Genomic DNA, 19543 nt, shown 5'->3' on the forward strand with positions numbered 1-19543 from the left:
TATCTAGTTGGAAAACGATAGGAAGGTGATAATTATGCATATATTCGAAGGTTTCTTGCCATCACCTTGGTGGCAGTTATGGTTCGTTTTCTCCATACCCATTATTTTATTCGGTATGTATCGCTTGAATAAACTCGTGGGCGAACGCCGGGAGGTAGTGCCTCTGCTAGCAGTTGCTGGTGCATTTATTTTTGTACTATCCTCATTAAAACTTCCATCAGTGACCGGAAGTTGCTCCCATCCCACAGGTACAGGTATGGCAGCAGTACTTTTCGGGCCTGCAATCACTTCTGTGCTTGGTTTGATTGTTCTAATTTATCAAGCCCTCTTCCTTGCCCACGGCGGTATCAGTACACTTGGTGCTAATGTAGCATCTATGGGTATAGTAGGTCCTTTTGTGGCTTATGCATTCTATAAGGCAGCTGCAAAAATGAATATGAACTTTTATCTAAACATATTCCTTGCAACAGCAATAGCTGACTGGGTGACGTATGTGACAACCTCTGTTGAGCTTGCTTTGGCTTTCCCAGCAGGTGGAGCCCTCACATTATCAGGTTTCATGTCTTCATTTGCAGCTTTTGCGGCAGTTTTTGCCACTACTCAGGTTCCGCTTGCTATCATGGAAGGTGCGCTCACAGCTCTTATCATGAAGTATGTGGTTCAGGTCAAGAGTGATGTACTTGTAAATCTACAGGTTCTCACATCAGATGCAGTGAACAAGCTAAAGGGGGCTATGGCATGAAGCTGGAGTATATTGTAGGTGCAATTCTGCTTCTTTTCGTAGTCCAGTTCTTCTATGGAATTGCGGTCCATCCAGATGCCGAGTTTGGCGGAGCAGATGGTGAGGCAGAGAATGTAATAACTTCCATTGATCCTAATTACGAACCTTGGGACCCTGGGCTTCCTACCTTTGAGCCTCCAAGCGGAGAGATCGAAAGCTTGCTCTTTGCTCTTCAGGCGGCAATCGGTGCCTTAGTTATAGGATACTTCTTTGGCTACTATAGGGGAAAGAACAAAGCAGGGCAGTAATGGGCTTCATGTGAAGCCCTTTTTAATATCCTTGCGGCATCTTAAGTCTAAATTCTCATGCTTCAAAGTTGCCATGATAAAACGGAACTCTTATCTAATATGACTTTTAATCCTCCTTAGAATGGAGCTTTTTTATAAAAACAAATTTGCTTGATTTAAAAAAGAGGCAGAGCAGGAAACATTATGACTCAAATGCTGGATGATTACGCCCTTAACAGTCCCCTGCGAGAAAAGAACAACTGGCTCAAAATCGCCATAACAGCTTTCGGGATAATTATGGGTGTTTCTTCCAATTCTCCTGTCACACCTTTTATTATAGCTCTCTGCATGAGCATTGCAACGATTCATTTCAGCAAGGTGCCTGCAAAGTTCTACTTTAAAATTCTTGCTGCACCTGCAGGATTTGTTATGGTAAGCGCTGCGATCATTGCTTTCTTTTCAGGAGCCGGCAGTGAAGTTTTTGGTTTTGATATATTCAGCCACAGATTTGCTGTTACCGTTGGCGGTCTTAACATGGCTTTCTTAGTGCTTGCCAGAACCATCAGCGGCATGTCTTGCCTTTTTTTCCTCTCGCTTTCAACTCCTATGATTGAACTTTTCTCCGTACTGAAAGCAACACGTTTCCCGGATTCTTTCATAGAGATAGCCATGATGATGTATCGGTATATCTTTGTCTTCATGGAAGTGGCAATGGGTATCAAGTACGCCCAGACCGTCAGGCTGGGTTACAAGGATTTTAAGACTTCTTTTAGGTCTATGGGAATGCTGGGCACATCTCTTTTCATAAGGGCATGGGAGCAGGGAGAAAAACTTTATGTTTCAATGAACTCTAGGTGCTATGATGGCAGGCTTATATTGCTGGAAGAGGATCGTCCTATAAAGAGGTCCGAAGTGGCATTTACGTCCGCGTATTTTATCTTAGTGCTTGTAGTTTTCTATTCCACGAGACACGTCCTTCTTATCTGAGGTATATTATGACAATCCTGGAAACCAAGAATCTTGTATACAGTTATCCGGACGGCACAATTGCCCTGGATAATGTGAGCGTCAGGATCGATATAGGTAAAAAAATAGCCTTTGTAGGCCGCAATGGTTCCGGGAAATCAACTCTATTTCTTACCCTTAACGGCACACTGGTCCCAAAGAAAGGCGAGGTATTTTTCCACGGTGAGCCTGTTAAGTACGATGCAAAATCCCTGCGTGAACTTAGGAAAAATGTGGGCATTGTATTCCAGAATTCTGATGACCAGCTTTTTGCACCCAGCATTTATCAGGATGTGGCTTTTGGTCCCACGAACCTGGGTTACTCTAAGGAGAAAGTCAATTCTGTAGTGCAGAGTACCCTTGATTATGTGGGGCTCAACCCGCTTAAGAAAAAACCCCCGCATCACTTAAGCGGAGGTCAGAAAAAGAGAGTTGCCATTGCAGGTATTGTTGCCATGGAGCCGGAGGTTATTATTCTCGATGAACCTCTGTCAAATCTGGATCCAGTGGGTGCGGATGAGGTTATGGACCTTCTGAACGAACTGAATTATTTTGGTAAAACGATAATCATCTCTACCCATGATGTCGATCTGGCGTATAAATGGGCGGATTATGTTTTCATCATGACCAATCACCAGATGATCGGAGAAGGAACGCCTGAAGATATTTTCAGGAATGAGGAACTTCTCCAGAGGGCTTATCTGAGAAAGCCCCAGATCCTTGAAGTGCATGAAGAACTACGCAGGCGCAGTCTTGTCAAGACAAATGGCTGTCCTAAGGATATTCCGGGTCTTGTAAGGATACTAAAAGAGCCGGAGCTAATGTGGGTAAAAGTTTCCCCTGATGTTAAAGTCGGGGATAGTGTGAACCTGGGGCTGCTTCACGGTGAGTTTGCACTGAACTATCCTATGGAGGCTGTAAATGGTAAGGTACTCCACATACATGAAGACTGTATGGCAATAGTGGAACTCAGCAGGCGTTACGTGCGTGCAGGCTCTATCATGATCTATGATACTGACCATCATGATGCTGGCTTCCTACGTTTGTTCATCGCCAACGGGGATGTGGATACTGTGGGTGCCATGGGCAAAAGGAGCAAACTCATAGCTGAAAGGGATGACATACACCTTGATATCACTTCAGGGGTCATCGACCGCTCCATTCTCAATGCTCTCTGTGGGCAGAGGTGCCTTATAATCACACATGGAGGGATGATCTACCATGCATTTGAACGTATCACTCATTATATTGGAGAAAGCGGTATCAATATCCATGTTGATATCATAAATGAGAATGGGGATATTTCCTCTCTTGCAACAGCCTGCACCGGGCAGGTATCATGCGTTCAACCTTCAGAAGAGCATCACATTAAGGGTAATTAAAGCTCCCTATATGTTTTTTTGAGAAGCAAAGCATCTCCTTCATTATCAGGACTTTCGGATATCACAAGGCCTTTTACTCGAAAGTCTTTGAAGGCCTGTAACAGTTCAACGTACTTAAGATCGGATTCTTGCAGACGCAAGTGGTTCTTTTCTCCCTTTGGTCCATATTCAATACCTGAAATATGGACATGCATGTTTTCCAGAGCTTCTCTTCCAAGCCCGTTTTCGACTTTCTCAAATACAGCAGCGAACTCTTCATAGGAATTCTCTTTGCCATTGCTTCTTGCGTGCAGATGTGCAAAATCGATACATGGTAAGACTTTCTCCAATTGGCTGCACATATTGAGTGTTTCATCGAGGCTACCGAATTGTGTTGGTTTACCTGTGGTTTCTGGTCTTAGTATCGCATCAATTCCTTCTTCAGCCATTTTGGCTGTGAGCTCCTGCAGTTTTTGCAGAACATTGGAGAATACGTCTTCTGGCTTATCTTTCTGGTAGTAGGCGGGATGAAATACAATAGAGTGAGCTCCGCAGGTGGAACCTATGAGTGCAGAGTCGTATATCCTCTTGATACTTGCATCTATCTTCTCAGGTTCAGGTGAATTCAGGTTGATATAGTATGGTGCATGCACGCTAAGGGCTATATTCTCAGATGTGGCTATTTTCTGCACTTCTCTTGCAGAATTAGCTCCCATCTTTACTCCGCGCACGAACTCAATTTCCATGCACCCAAGCCCAAGTTCCTTCACTCTGCGGATGCCTTCTATCGTGGTGCCTTTAGCTGAGGAGTAAGGTGCACCGGCTGTACCAAACAGTAATTCTTTGTGGTTCATCAGACTATGCCCAGATGCTGTTTGAGTTCTTTCATGCGCTGTGCAGATATTTTCTGCTCTACCAGTTCCATGATAGTGTCGATATCTTCAGGCTCAAGAGAGTGTATGTCTTCTTTGTCTTCCAGTGCAAGTTTCACCAGATAATCCAATTCTTCCACATTCAGGCGCTCCATTCTCTCCCTGAAATCCTCAGCAGATTCTGCTATCTTGTGGGATATTGGTCTGAGGATGAAAGGATAATTATGTCCTGCTGATGATGTTGTGTTCCCGCTAAGTTCGGGTGCAAGCTTGTCGAATATCTGCTTATCCATGTCGCTGAATACTCTGCTCATGGATTTTAGTTGTAAAAGCTAGTTTATAAAATTATGTTCCGGTTTAACCCTTCAGATGCCCGTGGATATCTATCTCTCCCTGCACAATTCTTGTGGAAGAGATACGTATCTGATCCTCAGCGAGGACGTAATCTATCTTTACGATCTCGATATCCTTTATGCTCTTCTCGGCTCTGAGTTTGTTTATTTTCAGGGCAACAGGATATGTTTCAGGAGAAACTACAATGTAGTCGTAATCCTTTGTAAGGGTCTTTCCAAAGGAGTCATTCAGCTCTATAATAGTGTACTTTTGGCCTTCTGCAATTTGATCTATATATCTAATGACCCTTTCCTTACGAATACTGTAATCAGGTATCTTGCGAGGGCGCTTGTTTGCCATTTCGTTGGATGTGAGTCCTATGTCAACTTCTCCATTGCCGGAAAGCTCAAAGGCTTTTCTTAATAGTTTCCTGTGTCCATCATGAAGACACTCAAAAGTTCCACCGACTACTACTTTGGGCATTGGTGGTATAAAGGGTATTTTATAAAATAAATGTTTGCCTGAAAATGTACGTAGTTGTAACTGTAAAATTAGTTTGTCTATTTAGCGATACTATTACTTTCACTCCGCTCTCTTCATGTATATATATTCTAAAGACCAATAATTCATCGAATTGTGCACCGGAAGTTAACATGTGCACCATAAGGAGTCTTTAAATGTCAGAAATACTACTTGAGGATCTGGACCATGTCGGTCCCGCAACAGCACAAAAACTAGTGGAAGCAGGCTTTTCAACCGTAGAGGCCATTGCTGTATCTTCTCCCGCAGAACTTGCGGCTACTGCTGATATAGGTGAGTCTACAGCATCTAAGATCATCCAGGCAGCTCGTAAAGCTGCTGATATAGGTGGTTTTGAGACAGGTGATGTGGTAATGGAACGCAGGAAGCTGGTAGGTAAGCTCTCAACAGGTTGCAAAGAGTTCAATGATATCATGGGAGGAGGAATAGACTCCCAGGCCATAACTGAGGTATATGGCGAATTTGGGTCAGGTAAGACTCAAGTTGCTCACCAGTTAGCTGTCAATGTACAGTTGCCCCGTGAAAAAGGAGGATTGGATGGTTCTGTGGTAATAATAGATACCGAGAACACTTTCAGGCCTGAGAGGATAAAACAGATGGTAGATGGCCTTTCAGAGTTATACGGTGAAGACTATGATGTAGAAGAATTCCTCAAGCACATACATGTGGCAAGGGCATACAACTCAAACCATCAGATCCTGCTCGTGGATGCAGCATCGGAACTTGCTAATCAGCTCAAAGATTCTGACAAACCGGTGAGACTACTCATAGTTGACTCCCTGACAGCGCATTTCAGGGCTGAGTACATAGGGCGTGGGACCCTTGCTGACAGGCAGCAAAAGCTCAACAAACACCTCCACGACATCCAGAGATTCGGTGACCTCAACAACGCTGTGGTCTTGGTAACAAATCAGGTCATGGCAAAACCGGATGCCTTCTTTGGCGATCCAACAAAGCCCATAGGAGGGCACATACTCGGCCATACTTCTACATTTAGGTTATATATGCGTAAATCCAAGGGTGACAAAAGAATAGTCAAGCTTGTGGATGCCCCAAACCTTCCTGACGCTGAGGCAGTGATCTCAGTTACTACAGCCGGCCTGCGTGATCCCTGAACAGCAGGTTTTTAAACTTTTTTTCTAATTTACCTGCATGAGCTTCAAAGCCATTGCAGTTGATATTGACGGCACAATTACTTCCATGGACAGAAAACTCGATCTGATCGCAATTGAGAGCCTGCGTAATCTCAATGTACCTGTGGTGCTTTCCACAGGTAATATCCTCTGTTATGCGCATGCTGCTGCAAGGCTTATAGGTGTGGGTGGTATCGTGATAGCCGAAAACGGTGGTATTGTATCTCCCGGTTTTGATACAGTTCCTATCATGTCTGAATCTATTAAAGAGTGTCAAAGGGCTTTTGATATCTTATCTGATAAATTCAACCTGATTAAACTGGATTCAGAGCATCGCAAGACAGAGATAGTGCTTAGAAGGAACTTTGACGTAGGCCATGCAAGGCAAATGCTTCATGATTACGGTTTTAAAGTGGAGATCATTGACACGCATTTTGCTATTCATATCAAGAGCAAGGAGATCAACAAAGGCACAGGTCTTATCAAAGCTGCAGAGTTGATGGGTATTGGGCCGAAGGATTTTGTTGCCATAGGTGACTCTGTAAATGATATAGAAATGCTTGAGCTCGCAGGCTTCAGCATAGCTGTGGACAACGCCGATATTGAATTGAAACAAATTGCCAATTTTACTGCTTCTTCATCTTATGGGGCTGGCACAGCCGAAGGCATAACCTACCTCAAAGAACACGACCTTATTTAAAAAACAGAATAGGCAAAGCCGGTTATTCAACAGGTTTGCCTAATGCAACATTTTTATCTACTACTATGTAGTCCTTAATGGCTCTTACAGAAGTAAATGGAAGGAGAATGTACTGGTCATCTGTCCTGTACTTGGAAGTATCCAGACTCATGTCTGGCTTAACTATAAGATCTATAAGATCTCCCGTTTTCCCGTCCATGACTATGTTGAAGAGCACACCCAGTTCAGTGCCATCCGTAGCCATTACCTGTTTGCTGGAGAGGTTCTTAGCAAATACCTTCGTCATGTAATTCACCCTATTACTCTAAACTGTTCATATATTTTATCTGTATCCTATATAAGAGCTTGTTTCTTCTTTCGGCATCCCGCCCTTGAAAAGCTCATGTATCTTCTTATAGTAGCCCATAAGATTCTCAGAAAGCGTAGGTCTCACCTTGTTTAGTGCTTCCCTGAAATGCTTCATGTCTATTTTCTCTACACTAAAGTTCTCTCTGAGTGCCAGCATCACAGCTTCTCTGCACACTGCTTCTATGTCAGCGCCTACGTATCCTTCGGTAATGTCCGCAAGTTCATCAATAGATACATTGCTTGCAAGTGGTATATCCCTTGTATGTATCTGGAAGATGCTCCTTCTTCCTTCTCTTGTGGATTGTCCAACAAGCACCAGTCGGTCAAACCTTCCTGCACGCAGTAAAGCAGGATCTATCATATCCGGCCTGTTGGTGGCAGCAATGACAACAATTTCCTTGAGTGCTTCCAGTCCATCGAGTTCAGTAAGCAATTGGTTGACCACTCTTTCAGAGACCTTTGCATCCTCTGACATGGAACTTCTTGCAGATGCAATGGAATCTATCTCGTCAAAGAATATCACACATGGGGCTACCTGTCTTGCCTTCTTGAATATTTCCCTTATGGCACGTTCGGATTCCCCTACCCATTTAGAGAGCATTTCCGGTCCTTTGATGCTTATGAAATTGGCATTGGATTCATTTGCAACAGCCTGCGCTACCAGGGTTTTACCAGTACCAGGAGGCCCAAATAGTAAGATACCTTTCGGAGGCTTTATGCCCATCTGCACGAATTTCTCTGGTTTTGTGATTGGCCATTCCACAGCCTCTATGATCTCCTGTTTGACGTTGTCTAATCCTCCAACGTCCTCCCATTTCACAGATGGTATCTCCACGAGTACTTCACGCATTGCAGAAGGCCCTATTTCTCTTGAGGCGTTCTCAAAGTCAGATCTGGTCAGCACTATTTGCTCAAGTTTCTCCTGCGGGATCATCTCGTCATCAAGGTTTATATCCGGCAACACTCTTCTTAATGCCCTCATGGCAGCTTCCTGTACAAGGGCCAGCAGGTCTGCACCTACGAATGCCTGTGTATTCTTAGCTATGTCTTCAAGGTACTTCTCATCAACATCGCTTCCTAGAGGCACACCTCTTGTATGGATCTGCAGGATCTCCAACCGCCCTTCAGCGTCAGGAACACCTATCTCTATTTCCCTATCGAACCGTCCTGGCCTGCGCAATGCAGGATCAATAGCATCCAACCGGTTAGTGGCTCCTATTACCACTACCTGTCCACGCTCTTCTAGGCCATCCATCATAGTGAGCAATTGGGCTACTACTCTGCGTTCAACTTCGCCCGTAACGTTCTGTCTTTTTGGAGCAATAGAATCAATCTCATCGATGAATACTATAGATGGTGCATCCTCTTCAGCTTCTTCGAATATCTTGCGGATACGCTCTTCACTTTCACCATAGTATTTTCCCATGATCTCAGGGCCAGCGATATAGAGGAAATTGGCTCTGGATTCGTTTGCCACTGCCTTGGCGATGAGGGTCTTTCCAGTTCCGGGAGGTCCATATAATATTATTCCTTTTGGAGGTTCTATGTTTAACCTCTGGAAGAGTTCAGGATGCTTGAGAGGCAGTTCTATCATTTCCCGTACTCTCTGTATCTCATCCCCGAGTCCTCCTATATCCTCATAGGTAATGCCCCTTGCTGCACTCTCATATCCTCTTACTGGTTTTTGGCGCAGTTCTATCTCTGTGGTGTCATTGACTATAAGTACTAAATCGTGTGGTTCGGCTTCAACCGCTATAAGGGGTATTGCCTGTCCCCCTGAAGACTGGGTTGCCATGGGTTGTGTCATAGAACTGATGATCGGTATCACGTCACCCACTACAAAAGGCCTTTTTAGTATGTTCCTTTTTATAATCTCCCTTATATGGTCTCCGTATTCCATCACCACTCCTTCCGGAGGCGCCAGTACTAAGTGTGTAGCGGGTTCAAACTCCGCTCTTTTGATGGTTACTCTTTCTCCTATGCCCACTCCTGCATTTTGGCGGATGAAACCATCTATTCTGACAATTCCCTGTCCCCAATCCTGACGGTCTGCTCTCCATACTTTAGCGCATGTCCGCCTCTTCCCGGTTATTTCCACAATGTCCCCGGGAGAGAGCTGCAAGCTCAGGAGTGTGCTGGGGTCCAGACGAATGATGCCGCGTCCGAAATCGTTCGGATGTGCTTTTTCAACCTTAATCTGTACTTCGTCCATGATGTCATCCTGTAATTGAATCTCATATATAGTCCGATTATAGGTATTTATTTTTATCTACTGCATAAAAATACATGTGCCGGTTACTTGGGTTTAAACCGAAAGCATATCTATGACAAGATAAAAATCTCTTCAAAAACACATGTCTACACAAAATATGTTCACTACAAATCATTTTTATTCATACAGTCGTGTTGCTTATATATTATCATATGCATACTTTTATTAACCAAAACCATGGGGGTGAGTTTTTGGCAGAGAAAAGTACGTTAGACTGGATAGCATTAGTGCTAGTTATAATTGGAGGTCTCAATTGGGGACTCTTTGGTATATCCCAGGGTTTGAACCTGGTGGCACTTTTATTCGGCTACAGCATTGTAGCAAGGATAGTTTATATCCTGGTAGGCCTGTCTGCATTGTATATGGTCTATTATGCGACCAAGAAATAAAGGTGGTCAGATCTGTATGATCTGACTTAATCTTCTTTTTTATTCCATCATTTGTTTTGTGAGGCTACTTCTTGCCATTTCCATCTCAGAAAGTGAGATCTCAATGGACTTGTCGGCCAGTTGTATCCTCAAACAGTTTCCGCCCACAATACCTATTATGGTATATGGAACTCCTTTAAGAGCCTCTTTAAGGGATTCAGGTTCAGATGTTGTAAGGATAGCTCTTACATAGGATTCTGAGAACAGAGCATCATCTGCTCTTAATCCAGCACATGCTTTGCTTAGATCCACATTTGCGCCTATGAAGGTGCACATTTCAGCGAGTGCAACTCCGAGTCCCCCAAGTGAAACGTCATGGGAAGATGTGACCTTTCCTGTATTCACTGCCTTGATCACGGAATCCACCATTTCTACCGCATTCTCCGGTACTTTCGGAGCATTGCCATTCATCTTCTTACCTAATAGGCTATAATATTCAGAGCCACCAAGTTCGTCCTTTGTTTCTCCAACAAGGATTATGGTATCTCCCTTATTGGCAAATGATGAGAGGGGTGTGCTTGACACGTTATTTGTTGTTCCCACTACGCCTATGGATGGAGTGGGTAAGATTGCTGTATCAAATTCATCACTTTCGTTGTATAACGATACATTTCCACCGACTACAGGTATTTGCAGTTCTCTTGAACCATCACCCAATCCAAGTATGGCATGTTTGAGGTACCAATATATATCTGGTCTTTGTGGGTTGCCGAAATTAAGACAATCCACAAGAGCAAGTCCCTTGCCGCCTTTAACTGCGATGTTCATTGCATTTTCGTATACAGTGCCCTTTCCTCCCTGATAGGGATCCAGCATAGTATGCCGCGGATTACAGCCGCAGGAGAGTACTATTCCTTTATCACCCTCTATTCGAAGTACTGAGGCATCATCGCCAGGTTTTACTGTAGTCCTTATCTGCACTTCGTGATCATATTGCCTGTATATCCATTCCTTTGATGCCACGTTGTGAGAGGATAACACATCCATAAGTGTCTGTTTAAGATCAGCTGGCAGTTTTGGTTTTTCCCATTCTCTTTTCTCAGCAGGTTCACTAGCTGGCATTTCGCAGGTTGGTGCACCTTCTGCAAGCAATTTAATTGGGATATCGGCAACGATTTCGCCCTTAAACTCTACTGTATAATATAGTCTCTCAGTAAGTTCTCCGATCATACTGGCGTTGAGATCATACTTCTTTGCTATGGCCAGTACAGCCTCTACATCCTGTGGATCCACTTCGAAAAGCATACGCTCCTGGGATTCTGCAATGAGTATCTCATAAGGCACCATTCCCTTTTCTCTGAGTATAACATTATCAGCTATTATGTGCATTCCCAGATCTCCTTTGGATGCCATTTCAGAGCTTGCTCCGGCAAGGCCTGCCGCTCCCAGGTCTCTGCAGGATTTCGCATATCCTCTTTCCACGACTTCCAGAGTAGCTTCTATAAGCAGTTTCTCAGTAAATGGATCTCCGATCTGGATGCTTGGTCTGTCTTCTGCTTCTGAACTCTCGGACAGGTCCCTGGAAGCAAAGGATGCACCGCCCAGACCGTCCCTTCCAGTTGTAGATCCCATGAGAACCATTTTATTGCCGGCACACTGAGATTTTGCTGTCACTATGTTCTCTTTCTTTGCAAGGCCAATACATGCAACATTTACAAGAGGGTTACCGCTATAGGTTTCATCAAAGAATGCTTCTCCTCTTACTACTGGGACACCTATGCAGTTACCATAACTTGAAATACCTTCTATGATGTGTTCGAAAAGGTAAAGGTTCTTAGGTGTATTTAGGGGTCCGAAATACAGAGGATCCATCAGGGCTATGGGTCTTGCACCCATGGATATTATATCTCTTACAATGCCTCCAACACCAGTTGCAGCACCATTATGTGGGTCAACATATGATGGATGATTATGGCTTTCCATGCCTATTGCAAGCACCCAGCCGTCTTCAAAATCCACAATAGCCGCATCGTCTCCCGGTCCTATGATCACTTTCTCTCCGGTGGTGGTAAAAGTCTTTAATAAAGGTCCACTGGAACGATATGAACAATGCTCGCTCCACAAATTGAGGAAACATCCCTGTTCCACTATATTGGGTTCTCTTCCCATTTTTTCAGTGATAAGCTTCAAGTCGTTCTCTGGTAACATTGTGTGCCTCAGAATACTATTCATTTCTGTGTTTCTGTAGGCTTAAAAGCACTCAAGTTTAAAAAAGATTCCTTCAATTTCACTGGCACAAATAGATCTATATTTATGTCCTCATCTACGATCTATTTTGATCCATTCACCTTTAATAAGTCCATAGCGCTCGATAGAGCCAGCAGACATTTCGATAATATATTTTGTATTTTTAGGAGATTTAGTAAGTCCAGTCCAGGATTTTAATCTAGTAGCTCTAAGTATTTTCTGATTAGTGTCTAGAAAGAGTACATCTATTGGAAAAAATACAAAAAGCATGTGTACGGAAACCGATTTAGGGGTGGGTAGTATGAAAACAAGGGCGTATTTTTCTGCAATTCTTTTTCGGAACATAAGCCCCCTTGACTGACTGATTATACCCTCTGCAAATTCAACGTCAGATGCAATTACTTCACCATTAGGTTTTAATATCATTGCTGTTTACTTTATACGGCTATTTAAGTATAGTTTATGGTCAAGATCTTAATAAATTCGGAGGAAATATCACTAGATGAGTTCAGAGATGTGCCCTGTATGCGGATTGCCAATGGAATTGTGCATCTGCGAAGAAGTAGCAAAAGAGCAACAAAGAATTACTGTGAAGGTCAACAGAAGAAGGTACGGAAAAGAAGTAACCGTCGTAGAAGGTTTCGATGCACATGAGATCGATCTTCACGAGCTATCTACATATCTTAAATCCAAGTTCGCCTGTGGGGGGACTGTCAGGGATAATGCTGTTGAGTTGCAGGGCAACCATCTGTCTCGCATGAAAGACGTTCTTGTTGAAAGAGGTTTTTCTCCGGAACAGATCAAAGATTAATCTCTTCAATATCATTACTGTCTCCACATCACTATAACTTAAATATTCAAAAGCAATAACTTTCATATTTTAAGGAAAGGTGTGCACATCATCTGCATGTTTGTAAGGTGAAGCATGAAACGCATATATCTGGATCACAGTGCAACAACACATGTAGATACCAGAGTATTAGAAGCCATGCTTCCATATTTTTCTGAAAAGTTCGGAAATGCTTCGAGTTTGCACTCCTTTGGCCAGGAAGCTGCAGAAGCACTTGCTATTTCCCGTGAACTTGTCGCTGCAGCACTAGGAGCCAATCCCCGGGAGATCATTTTCACATCAGGTGGCACCGAATCCGATAATATCGCAATAAAAGGTGCGGCGTACATGCATTCTTCAAAAGGAAGGCATGTCATCACTTCTGTTATAGAGCATCCTGCAGTGTTACGCACTTGCGAGGAACTCGAAAGAGAAGGTTTTGAGGTTACCTATGTGCCGGTGGACAGTGAAGGCATACTTGATCTGAAATTCCTTGAGGATTCTATAAGGCACGATACCATTCTCATAAGCATAATGCATGCTAATAATGAAATTGGAACTATCCAGCCTATAAAAAAAATAAGTGAGCTCATTTCAGGGCGGGAAATCATCCTGCATACGGATGCTGTCCAGTCTGTGGGTAAGATATCCACAGATGTTAATGAACTGGGTGTGGATATGCTATCAATTTCTTCTCACAAGCTCCACGGTCCCAAAGGAGTTGGTGCCCTGTATCTGCGAAGTGGTGTCAATATCATGCCTCTTGTGCAGGGTGGGGGGCATGAACGTGGGTTACGTCCGGGTACTGAAAATATTCCGGGTATTGTGGGTTTTGCCAAGGCGATGTCCATTTCCAAAGAACAACTGGAAGAGGATTCAAAGCACATGCAACATCTGCGTGATTCCATGATTAAAAATATACAAAGCCGGATCCCACATGTCAGGCTTAATGGGCATGAAAAAACCCGCCTTCCAAATAATGTCAATATGAGTTTCAGGCATGTGGAAGGTGAATCTTTGCTTATGCTTCTGGATATGAACGGTGTTGCTGTTTCTACCGGCTCGGCCTGTTCTTCAAAATCCCAAAAAGCATCTCATGTGCTTACAGCCATTGATCCAGGCGTTGAATATATACATGGTTCTCTGAGGTTCACTCTAGGAAGGGAGAATATCATGGAAGAGATAGATATTGTAGTTGATCTTTTGGAAGAAGCAGTGATGAAGCTGCGCCAACTGTCTCCGTTTGAGGAGGAAGTATGAAATATAGTAGAAAACTTCTCGAAGAATTTACAAATCCTAAGAACGTAGGTGTCATTGAGGATGCAGATGGTGTGGGGCAACTGGGAAATCCTGCTGACGGTGATGTTATAACCATCTATATCAAGGTCAAGGACGGTATATTGGACGATGTGAAGTTCAAAACATTTGGTTGTGCGGCAGCTATCGCTACTTCAAGCATGGTCACTCAAATGGCTAAAGGCAAGACCATAGAGGAGGCTTTGAACCTCACAAAGGAAGAGGTAGCAGATGCTCTTGGTGGCCTTCCCCCAGGCAAGATGGATTGCTCCAATTTTGCTCCGGATACTTTAAGAGTGGCTATTGAAGATTATCTGAAAAAGCAAAAGGTTTGATTCTGGAGGATGGTCTTTTGAAAACAACATGCGAGATCATGGTGCAGAAAGTTCTCCCTGCTATACGTGCGGAAATTGCACGCGTGATGTTCTCTGAACATAGATGTACTCAGCAGGAGATCGCTGATATCCTCTGCCTTTCCAGAGCTGCTGTTTCACAATACATGAGTGAGAAAAGAGGAGCTGAAGTTGATTTTCCCGAAGAAGTCCGTGTGGAGGTAAGAAAATTCTCTGCCAGGCTTCTCAAAGGCATGGATCAAAAAGACCAAGTGCAGGGAATGTGCAATATCTGCAAGTTCGTGCAGCGGTCAGGCTGGTTCTATAAGAACATACCTGAAGCAGGATCATGTATTATATGTGGGGATAAAGAGCAGATTTGAGCCATAATCAGTGTGTTCAATGCAAGGGCAGAGGATTTTGTGGGCGTCCTACATGTCCTATACTAGAAAAGTTCCGCTCTATAGAGTTATCTGTCACGGCCAGTAAAGGAGCAACTTCAATTTTTGGTGCTTCTCCTCCGGCAGTTTTCATAGGCAGGCATGATTATCCTTCTGTTATGTCGGGTCCAATGGTACCTCCTGACATGGGGGGTGATGAATCTTCCTTACTAGAGGATCCAAAGAAGCTGTTAAGCATGGATATTGGTCAGATCATTGCAGCACGTTCTAGGCTTGTGAGGGCGGGTGCCCGTATGAACGTAAAGGATGCTGCAGATCCAAGGGACCCGCTGCTTCTTAAATCTCAGGAACTGGCTCTTTCCATGACCCCTGTGGATACTGAAGCCTGGTTCAATAAGCCTCTCAGTAATAAATTGAAGTTCGATAATGTGCTCACTCCTATGGGACCATCAGGTGATCTTAAAGATTTGGACATTACTGAGAATCCTAATGTTCCAAAGAAGGTCGATTATCTGGTATATGACGACGATGCTCTGGCAAAAGATGCAGTTTCAGAACTCATCTCGTCAAATATCTCTCAAGAGCATATTACTCGTCTGCTTTCTATAGGCCTTCTTGGAAAAGAGCGCAAGCTAGTGCCTACTCGTTGGTCCATAACTGCAGTAGATGATATGTTCGGTAAGGAAGTATTGCACAAAGTGCGTGATTTTCCTCAGATCAGTGATATAATGCTCTTTAGTGGAGGGGCTTTTGGTAATCATTTTGAGATCCTTTTTATCCCACGTTCATTTTCCTATGAACTTATAGAGATATGGATGCCGAGAGCTGTATGGTCAGGAGATTCAACGTGGGTAGACGCTGATAGGGAAGGTGTGGATGGCAAAAAAGGATATTCTAATCTTGCTGGCGGTTATTATGCGGCACGTTTAGGAGCTTTGGAGTATCTGAAGAGTATCAAGAGGCAGGCAGCTGTATTCATGGTGAGGGAGATAAGACCTGATTACTGGGCTCCTTTGGGGGTTTGGGTAGTAAGGGAGGCTGCACGTAAGGCTTTGCAGAACCCTCCACAGAAGTTTGAGAGCATAGACTCGGCTTTATTGGAGATGTCTTCAAGGCTCAAAACTCCTATTGGATCATGGAAGCCAAAAGCAAGCTTGGTCAAAGAGCTAAAGTGTCAGAAAACTCTTGATTTTTTCCTCTGATTCTATATGACTATATATTGATATATAGAATATGGTACCTACATTTATCTATATCTTACTAAATTGTCCACGTAGTTAATAGGAGGATAATGGTAAATGGATATTTTTAATCCTTTTGTAATCGCTCTGCTGGCTGCGGCATTATATATGGCCTGGAACATAGGGGCTAATGATCTTGCCAATGCTATGGGAACTTCGGTGGGGAGCGGTGCTCTTTCCCTTAAGCAGGTGATCTTGGTTGCAGCGGTATTCGAATTCTGTGGTGCTATATTTTTTGGCAAACGAGTTGTTTCGACTATTGCAAATGGTATAGTCCCATTAGATCACATTAAAATGATTGATTCTCATCTTGTTATTGTCGGTATGCTTGCGGCAATTCTGGCTGCAGGTTTTTGGGTAACATTAACCACATTCTACAATTTACCTGTCTCTACTACTCATTCTATTGTTGGGGCTGTTCTTGGTTTTGGTTTAGTTGCAGCTTATCATGGAATTATTCCTTACAGTGAGATCCACTGGCCAGTTCTGGTTAAGATTATAGCAAGCTGGTTAGTCTCACCTTTGCTTGGTGCTCTTATTGCATATATTCTATTCATGCTGGTGTCCCATTTTATCCTCCAACGTACTGAAGATCCTTTTGCTATTGAAAAGAAGTTCATAGCCTTTCAGACCATGACAGCATGTTATATGGCATTTGCTCACGGCTCAAATGACGTTGCCAATGCTATAGGTCCTTTATATGCGGGGCTCAATGTTCTGGGAATGAATAGTGACCAAATACCCACGTGGGTCATGGTTATTGGTGGGTTTGGCATGGTATTGGGACTTGCGACATGGGGTTACAAAGTAATACAAACCATTGGTACCAAGATCACTGAACTTACTCCTACAAGGGGTTTCTGTGCAGAATTCGCCACTGCTTCTGTGGTGGTGCTGCATAGTTATAGTTCTCTGCCGATCTCAACTACTCATACACTTGTTGGGTCTGTAATAGGAGTAGGTCTTGCAGGCGGTCTTGCAGCGGTTGATTTAAGTGTGATAGGAAAGATAGCAATATCCTGGATAATTACGGTGCCTGTGGCAGCGTTAACATCAGCTCTAATATTTACAGGACTTATGGGGATAGGTATTTGACAAAGAGGGAATATATACGCTCAGTGCTAAGCGTTTTTGCAAAATCTCCTTTCAGGCCTCTGCATGTGCATGCCACCAAAGGAGGAGATGCTGTTCGGAAGTTGGATGAGGAGCTTTCTGCTTACTTTGCCTGTGACATGCCGACAGTGGCCAGACTCAACAATGAGGTAGATATCCTAGAGCATGAAGCAGATATCATTAAACAGACTATAAGAGCAGAACTATCTTCTAGTATCATGCTGCCGGTAAATGCGGATGATCTTCTAAATTTCCTGAAGCCGCAGGACTCTATCTGCGATGAATGCCAGGACGCCGCTTACTGGCTTACTCTGCGGGATTGCCAGGTGCCAAAAGAACTTGAAGAAGGGTTCCGTGAACTAATGTCCCGGACTCTGGCAACAGTTGAAATGTATGAGCTTCTTGTAGATACTCTAAGTGAGCTTCTAGAATCTTCATTTGGAAAGAAAGATGTGGAAGAAACTCTGGAGCTTGTTGTCAAGGTTGAGGAAATGGAACATCAGGTTGATCTCATTGAGAAACAATTGATGAAAATTATATTTGAAAAAGAAGAGTTACTGGGCGGCGGGGGCGTTTATTTCTTTGTGGAACTTACTAAGAATATAGGCAGGATTGCTGACCGTACTGAGAGTGCTGCTGATAGATTGCGTACTATGGTATTAAGGAGATGAGTTTTTAACTCCTCTCCTGTGAAGGTTACCATCTGCGTTTAGAACACGCAGCATTTCTATGACAGAATAGGCTGCGCGGGTGATTCCCATGCTGCGTCGGTCAGTATCTGTGCCTGCTACGTACAGGTTTCTGATCGGTGTTCTAATATCTGCAAAATTCCCATCAATGGTTACTGCAGCTTTTTCAGGGATGATTATCTGTTCATGTTTCATCTCTATATGTTCTTCGATACTTGGTATGGCATTGTATATTGTTTCATAGGCCATTTTTATCTCTGAACTGTTGTCCTTTTCAGGGTTCATTATAAAACTGAAACCTATCAATTGTTTTCCTTCAGGTGCGAGGGATGAGTCGTAGTTGCTGATGGGCATTGCCCAGTAGGCTTTTTCCTTAAACCAGATCTCTGAGCCGATATAATTGAAAGCTTCCATTGTAGTGTCCAGCCCAATCCAGATCGTAAGACTTTTTGTCTGCGCTATTCCATCAAGATCCTTGACATAAAAAGATGGCAGTTCTTCTACAAGCTGTGGCAGGTCCTTTGCAAAACCCGTGTGGATCACCATGTCGGCAAGATATGTGTCGTCTGCTACTACTCCTTTTGCCACTCCTTCCTCTACTAGTATCTTATGCACAGGGTTTTCTACCATTATCTCTACCGTCTTTGGCAGGGAATATAGTATAGCATTAAGGAGTGATTTTAGGCCCTTACGTGGGTATCCCTGTGAATAGCTTACCTTGTTAGTAGCAAGCCTGCCTAGGGTTGTAAGAGGGCTTGATACTTTGTTCAGGCGGGTTTGCAGCGAAGTATGGAGGTTCAAGGGAATAAGATTCTGCAGTACTTTTTCCTCATGACCATTCTTCTCGTCTGTTTTCAAGATTTCCTCTAACTGCTCGGGTGTTACACTATCCCGCACAAATGCACTTCCTTCAAGCACTCTTTTTGCCGATGTGTGTTTCATATCCTTGCCTGAAAGGAAATAAGAGATGGTATCAGCAAAATCATATGTATCTTTTGAGAGGTTCTTGGGAAGGAATTCATGTACCGATTGCTTGGAGAGGTCCATGCCAAAGGTTGTATATGTAAGGGCTTTGGTAACAGCTTGGCTAAGTGCCAGCCTGTCCATCCTCGGCAGCACATCGAATGTCACGAACTCCTTGATGTTGGAAGGCACTTTAACGAGGCGCTTATCAGTTCGGATGAAATAGTTCCCGTAGTCCTCAAAGACAGGTATATAGTCAAAGTAGCTGTCCATGAGCCTTTTCAGAGGACCTTCTATAAGGTGTGTGATGGCATGAGGTCCCGTATCTACCTGGAAACCATCAACTACATAACTATTACAATTTCCGCCGACATGTTTGCTTTTTTCCAGTATCAGTACTTTTTTTCCATGCTTTGCAAGTACTAAAGCCGAGAGTAGTCCTGTAACACCTGCGCCAACAACTATAACATCATATTTTTTCATGATGCTAAC

Annotated in this window: 22 protein-coding genes; 14 read left to right on the top strand and 8 right to left on the bottom strand. The window is 43.5% G+C overall.

Annotated elements, in window-relative coordinates; translation table 11 throughout:
* Nucleotides 1-34 precede the first annotated feature (34 nt).
* The 4 genes from ACC612_RS00735 to ACC612_RS00750 all read left to right on the top strand — a co-directional run bounded on the left by ACC612_RS00735 (nucleotide 35) and on the right by ACC612_RS00750 (nucleotide 3395).
* Entirely contained in the window at nucleotides 35-742 is a 708-nt protein-coding gene (locus ACC612_RS00735; RefSeq protein ID WP_371852541.1) for an energy-coupling factor ABC transporter permease, read from the top strand.
* Entirely contained in the window at nucleotides 739-1029 is a 291-nt protein-coding gene (locus ACC612_RS00740) for an energy-coupling factor ABC transporter substrate-binding protein (RefSeq protein ID WP_371852542.1), read from the top strand. Before ACC612_RS00735 ends, ACC612_RS00740 begins: the two co-directional genes overlap by 4 nt.
* 183 nt (nucleotides 1030-1212) lie before the next feature.
* Nucleotides 1213-1995 (top strand): cobalt ECF transporter T component CbiQ, encoded by a 783-nt coding sequence (cbiQ, locus tag ACC612_RS00745; RefSeq protein ID WP_371852543.1) that lies wholly within the window; start codon nucleotides 1213-1215, stop codon nucleotides 1993-1995.
* Between the two features lie 8 nt (nucleotides 1996-2003).
* On the top strand, nucleotides 2004-3395 hold the full coding sequence (locus ACC612_RS00750) for an energy-coupling factor ABC transporter ATP-binding protein (protein ID WP_371852544.1): 1392 nt from the start codon (nucleotides 2004-2006) through the stop codon (nucleotides 3393-3395).
* On the opposite strand, the gene ACC612_RS00755 is transcribed toward ACC612_RS00750, so the two are convergent.
* From ACC612_RS00755 to ACC612_RS00765, 3 genes are read right to left on the bottom strand one after another with little or no spacing between them, the layout of a single operon-like run.
* Nucleotides 3392-4228, bottom strand: a complete 837-nt coding sequence (locus ACC612_RS00755) for a TIM barrel protein (protein WP_371852545.1) — start codon at nucleotides 4226-4228, stop codon at nucleotides 3392-3394. The genes ACC612_RS00750 and ACC612_RS00755 overlap by 4 nt on opposite strands.
* Nucleotides 4228-4560: a hypothetical protein gene (locus tag ACC612_RS00760; RefSeq protein WP_371852546.1), complete on the bottom strand. Its 333-nt coding sequence runs from the start codon at nucleotides 4558-4560 to the stop codon at nucleotides 4228-4230. The genes ACC612_RS00755 and ACC612_RS00760 overlap by 1 nt, the downstream gene beginning before the upstream one ends.
* Before the next feature lie 43 nt (nucleotides 4561-4603).
* Nucleotides 4604-5062: a phosphopantetheine adenylyltransferase gene (locus tag ACC612_RS00765; RefSeq protein WP_371852547.1), complete on the bottom strand. Its 459-nt coding sequence runs from the start codon at nucleotides 5060-5062 to the stop codon at nucleotides 4604-4606.
* A 194-nt stretch (nucleotides 5063-5256) separates the two neighbouring features.
* On the opposite strand from ACC612_RS00765, the gene radA reads away from it, so the two are divergent.
* Both radA and ACC612_RS00775 read left to right on the top strand, forming a co-directional pair.
* On the top strand, nucleotides 5257-6234 hold the full coding sequence (radA, locus tag ACC612_RS00770) for a DNA repair and recombination protein RadA (protein ID WP_371852548.1): 978 nt from the start codon (nucleotides 5257-5259) through the stop codon (nucleotides 6232-6234).
* Between the two features lie 37 nt (nucleotides 6235-6271).
* Nucleotides 6272-6952 carry a phosphoglycolate phosphatase gene (locus ACC612_RS00775; RefSeq protein ID WP_371852549.1) on the top strand — a complete coding sequence of 227 codons (681 nt, stop codon included), beginning with the start codon at nucleotides 6272-6274 and terminating at the stop codon, nucleotides 6950-6952.
* 22 nt (nucleotides 6953-6974) lie between these two features.
* Here ACC612_RS00775 and ACC612_RS00780 read toward each other — a convergent pair whose 3' ends face one another.
* Both ACC612_RS00780 and ACC612_RS00785 read right to left on the bottom strand, forming a co-directional pair.
* Entirely contained in the window at nucleotides 6975-7238 is a 264-nt protein-coding gene (locus ACC612_RS00780; RefSeq protein ID WP_371852550.1) for a PRC-barrel domain-containing protein, read from the bottom strand.
* 36 nt (nucleotides 7239-7274) lie between these two features.
* On the bottom strand, nucleotides 7275-9512 hold the full coding sequence (locus tag ACC612_RS00785; RefSeq protein ID WP_371852551.1) for a CDC48 family AAA ATPase: 2238 nt from the start codon (nucleotides 9510-9512) through the stop codon (nucleotides 7275-7277).
* Nucleotides 9513-9763: 251 nt separating this feature from the next.
* Between ACC612_RS00785 and ACC612_RS00790 the strand changes: the two genes are divergently transcribed.
* On the top strand, nucleotides 9764-9961 hold the full coding sequence (locus ACC612_RS00790; protein ID WP_371852552.1) for a DUF378 domain-containing protein: 198 nt from the start codon (nucleotides 9764-9766) through the stop codon (nucleotides 9959-9961).
* Between the two features lie 39 nt (nucleotides 9962-10000).
* On the opposite strand, the gene purL is transcribed toward ACC612_RS00790, so the two are convergent.
* Both purL and ACC612_RS00800 read right to left on the bottom strand, forming a co-directional pair.
* Nucleotides 10001-12148, bottom strand: coding sequence for a phosphoribosylformylglycinamidine synthase subunit PurL (gene purL, locus ACC612_RS00795; RefSeq protein WP_371852553.1), 2148 nt, complete (start codon nucleotides 12146-12148; stop codon nucleotides 10001-10003).
* A gap of 111 nt (nucleotides 12149-12259) precedes the next feature.
* Complete coding sequence (locus ACC612_RS00800; protein ID WP_371852554.1) at nucleotides 12260-12613, bottom strand: DUF192 domain-containing protein; 354 nt, start codon at nucleotides 12611-12613, stop codon at nucleotides 12260-12262.
* A gap of 76 nt (nucleotides 12614-12689) precedes the next feature.
* Here ACC612_RS00800 and yciH point away from each other — a divergent pair, with 76 nt between their 5' ends.
* From yciH to ACC612_RS00835, 7 genes are all read left to right on the top strand, one after another.
* Nucleotides 12690-12998, top strand: a complete 309-nt coding sequence (gene yciH / locus ACC612_RS00805) for a stress response translation initiation inhibitor YciH (RefSeq protein WP_292351396.1) — start codon at nucleotides 12690-12692, stop codon at nucleotides 12996-12998.
* A gap of 114 nt (nucleotides 12999-13112) precedes the next feature.
* Entirely contained in the window at nucleotides 13113-14276 is a 1164-nt protein-coding gene (gene nifS, locus ACC612_RS00810) for a cysteine desulfurase NifS (RefSeq protein WP_371852555.1), read from the top strand.
* Nucleotides 14273-14647, top strand: coding sequence for an iron-sulfur cluster assembly scaffold protein (locus ACC612_RS00815; protein WP_371852556.1), 375 nt, complete (start codon nucleotides 14273-14275; stop codon nucleotides 14645-14647). Before nifS ends, ACC612_RS00815 begins: the two co-directional genes overlap by 4 nt.
* Before the next feature lie 17 nt (nucleotides 14648-14664).
* Complete coding sequence (locus ACC612_RS00820; RefSeq protein WP_371852557.1) at nucleotides 14665-15027, top strand: transcriptional regulator; 363 nt, start codon at nucleotides 14665-14667, stop codon at nucleotides 15025-15027.
* A complete protein-coding gene (locus ACC612_RS00825; protein ID WP_371852558.1) occupies nucleotides 15024-16247 on the top strand; it encodes an Nre family DNA repair protein in 1224 nt (407 codons plus the stop codon). Before ACC612_RS00820 ends, ACC612_RS00825 begins: the two co-directional genes overlap by 4 nt.
* Nucleotides 16248-16343: 96 nt before the next feature.
* Nucleotides 16344-17381 carry an inorganic phosphate transporter gene (locus ACC612_RS00830; protein WP_371852559.1) on the top strand — a complete coding sequence of 346 codons (1038 nt, stop codon included), beginning with the start codon at nucleotides 16344-16346 and terminating at the stop codon, nucleotides 17379-17381.
* Nucleotides 17378-18070 (top strand): TIGR00153 family protein, encoded by a 693-nt coding sequence (locus ACC612_RS00835; RefSeq protein WP_371852560.1) that lies wholly within the window; start codon nucleotides 17378-17380, stop codon nucleotides 18068-18070. Before ACC612_RS00830 ends, ACC612_RS00835 begins: the two co-directional genes overlap by 4 nt.
* Here ACC612_RS00835 and ACC612_RS00840 read toward each other — a convergent pair.
* Nucleotides 18059-19534 carry a phytoene desaturase family protein gene (locus ACC612_RS00840; RefSeq protein ID WP_371852561.1) on the bottom strand — a complete coding sequence of 492 codons (1476 nt, stop codon included), beginning with the start codon at nucleotides 19532-19534 and terminating at the stop codon, nucleotides 18059-18061. The genes ACC612_RS00835 and ACC612_RS00840 overlap by 12 nt on opposite strands.
* Nucleotides 19535-19543: the final 9 nt, after the last annotated feature.

It is taken from the genome of Methanomethylovorans sp. (assembly GCF_041447285.1).
Taxonomy (GTDB): Archaea; Halobacteriota; Methanosarcinia; order Methanosarcinales; family Methanosarcinaceae; genus Methanomethylovorans.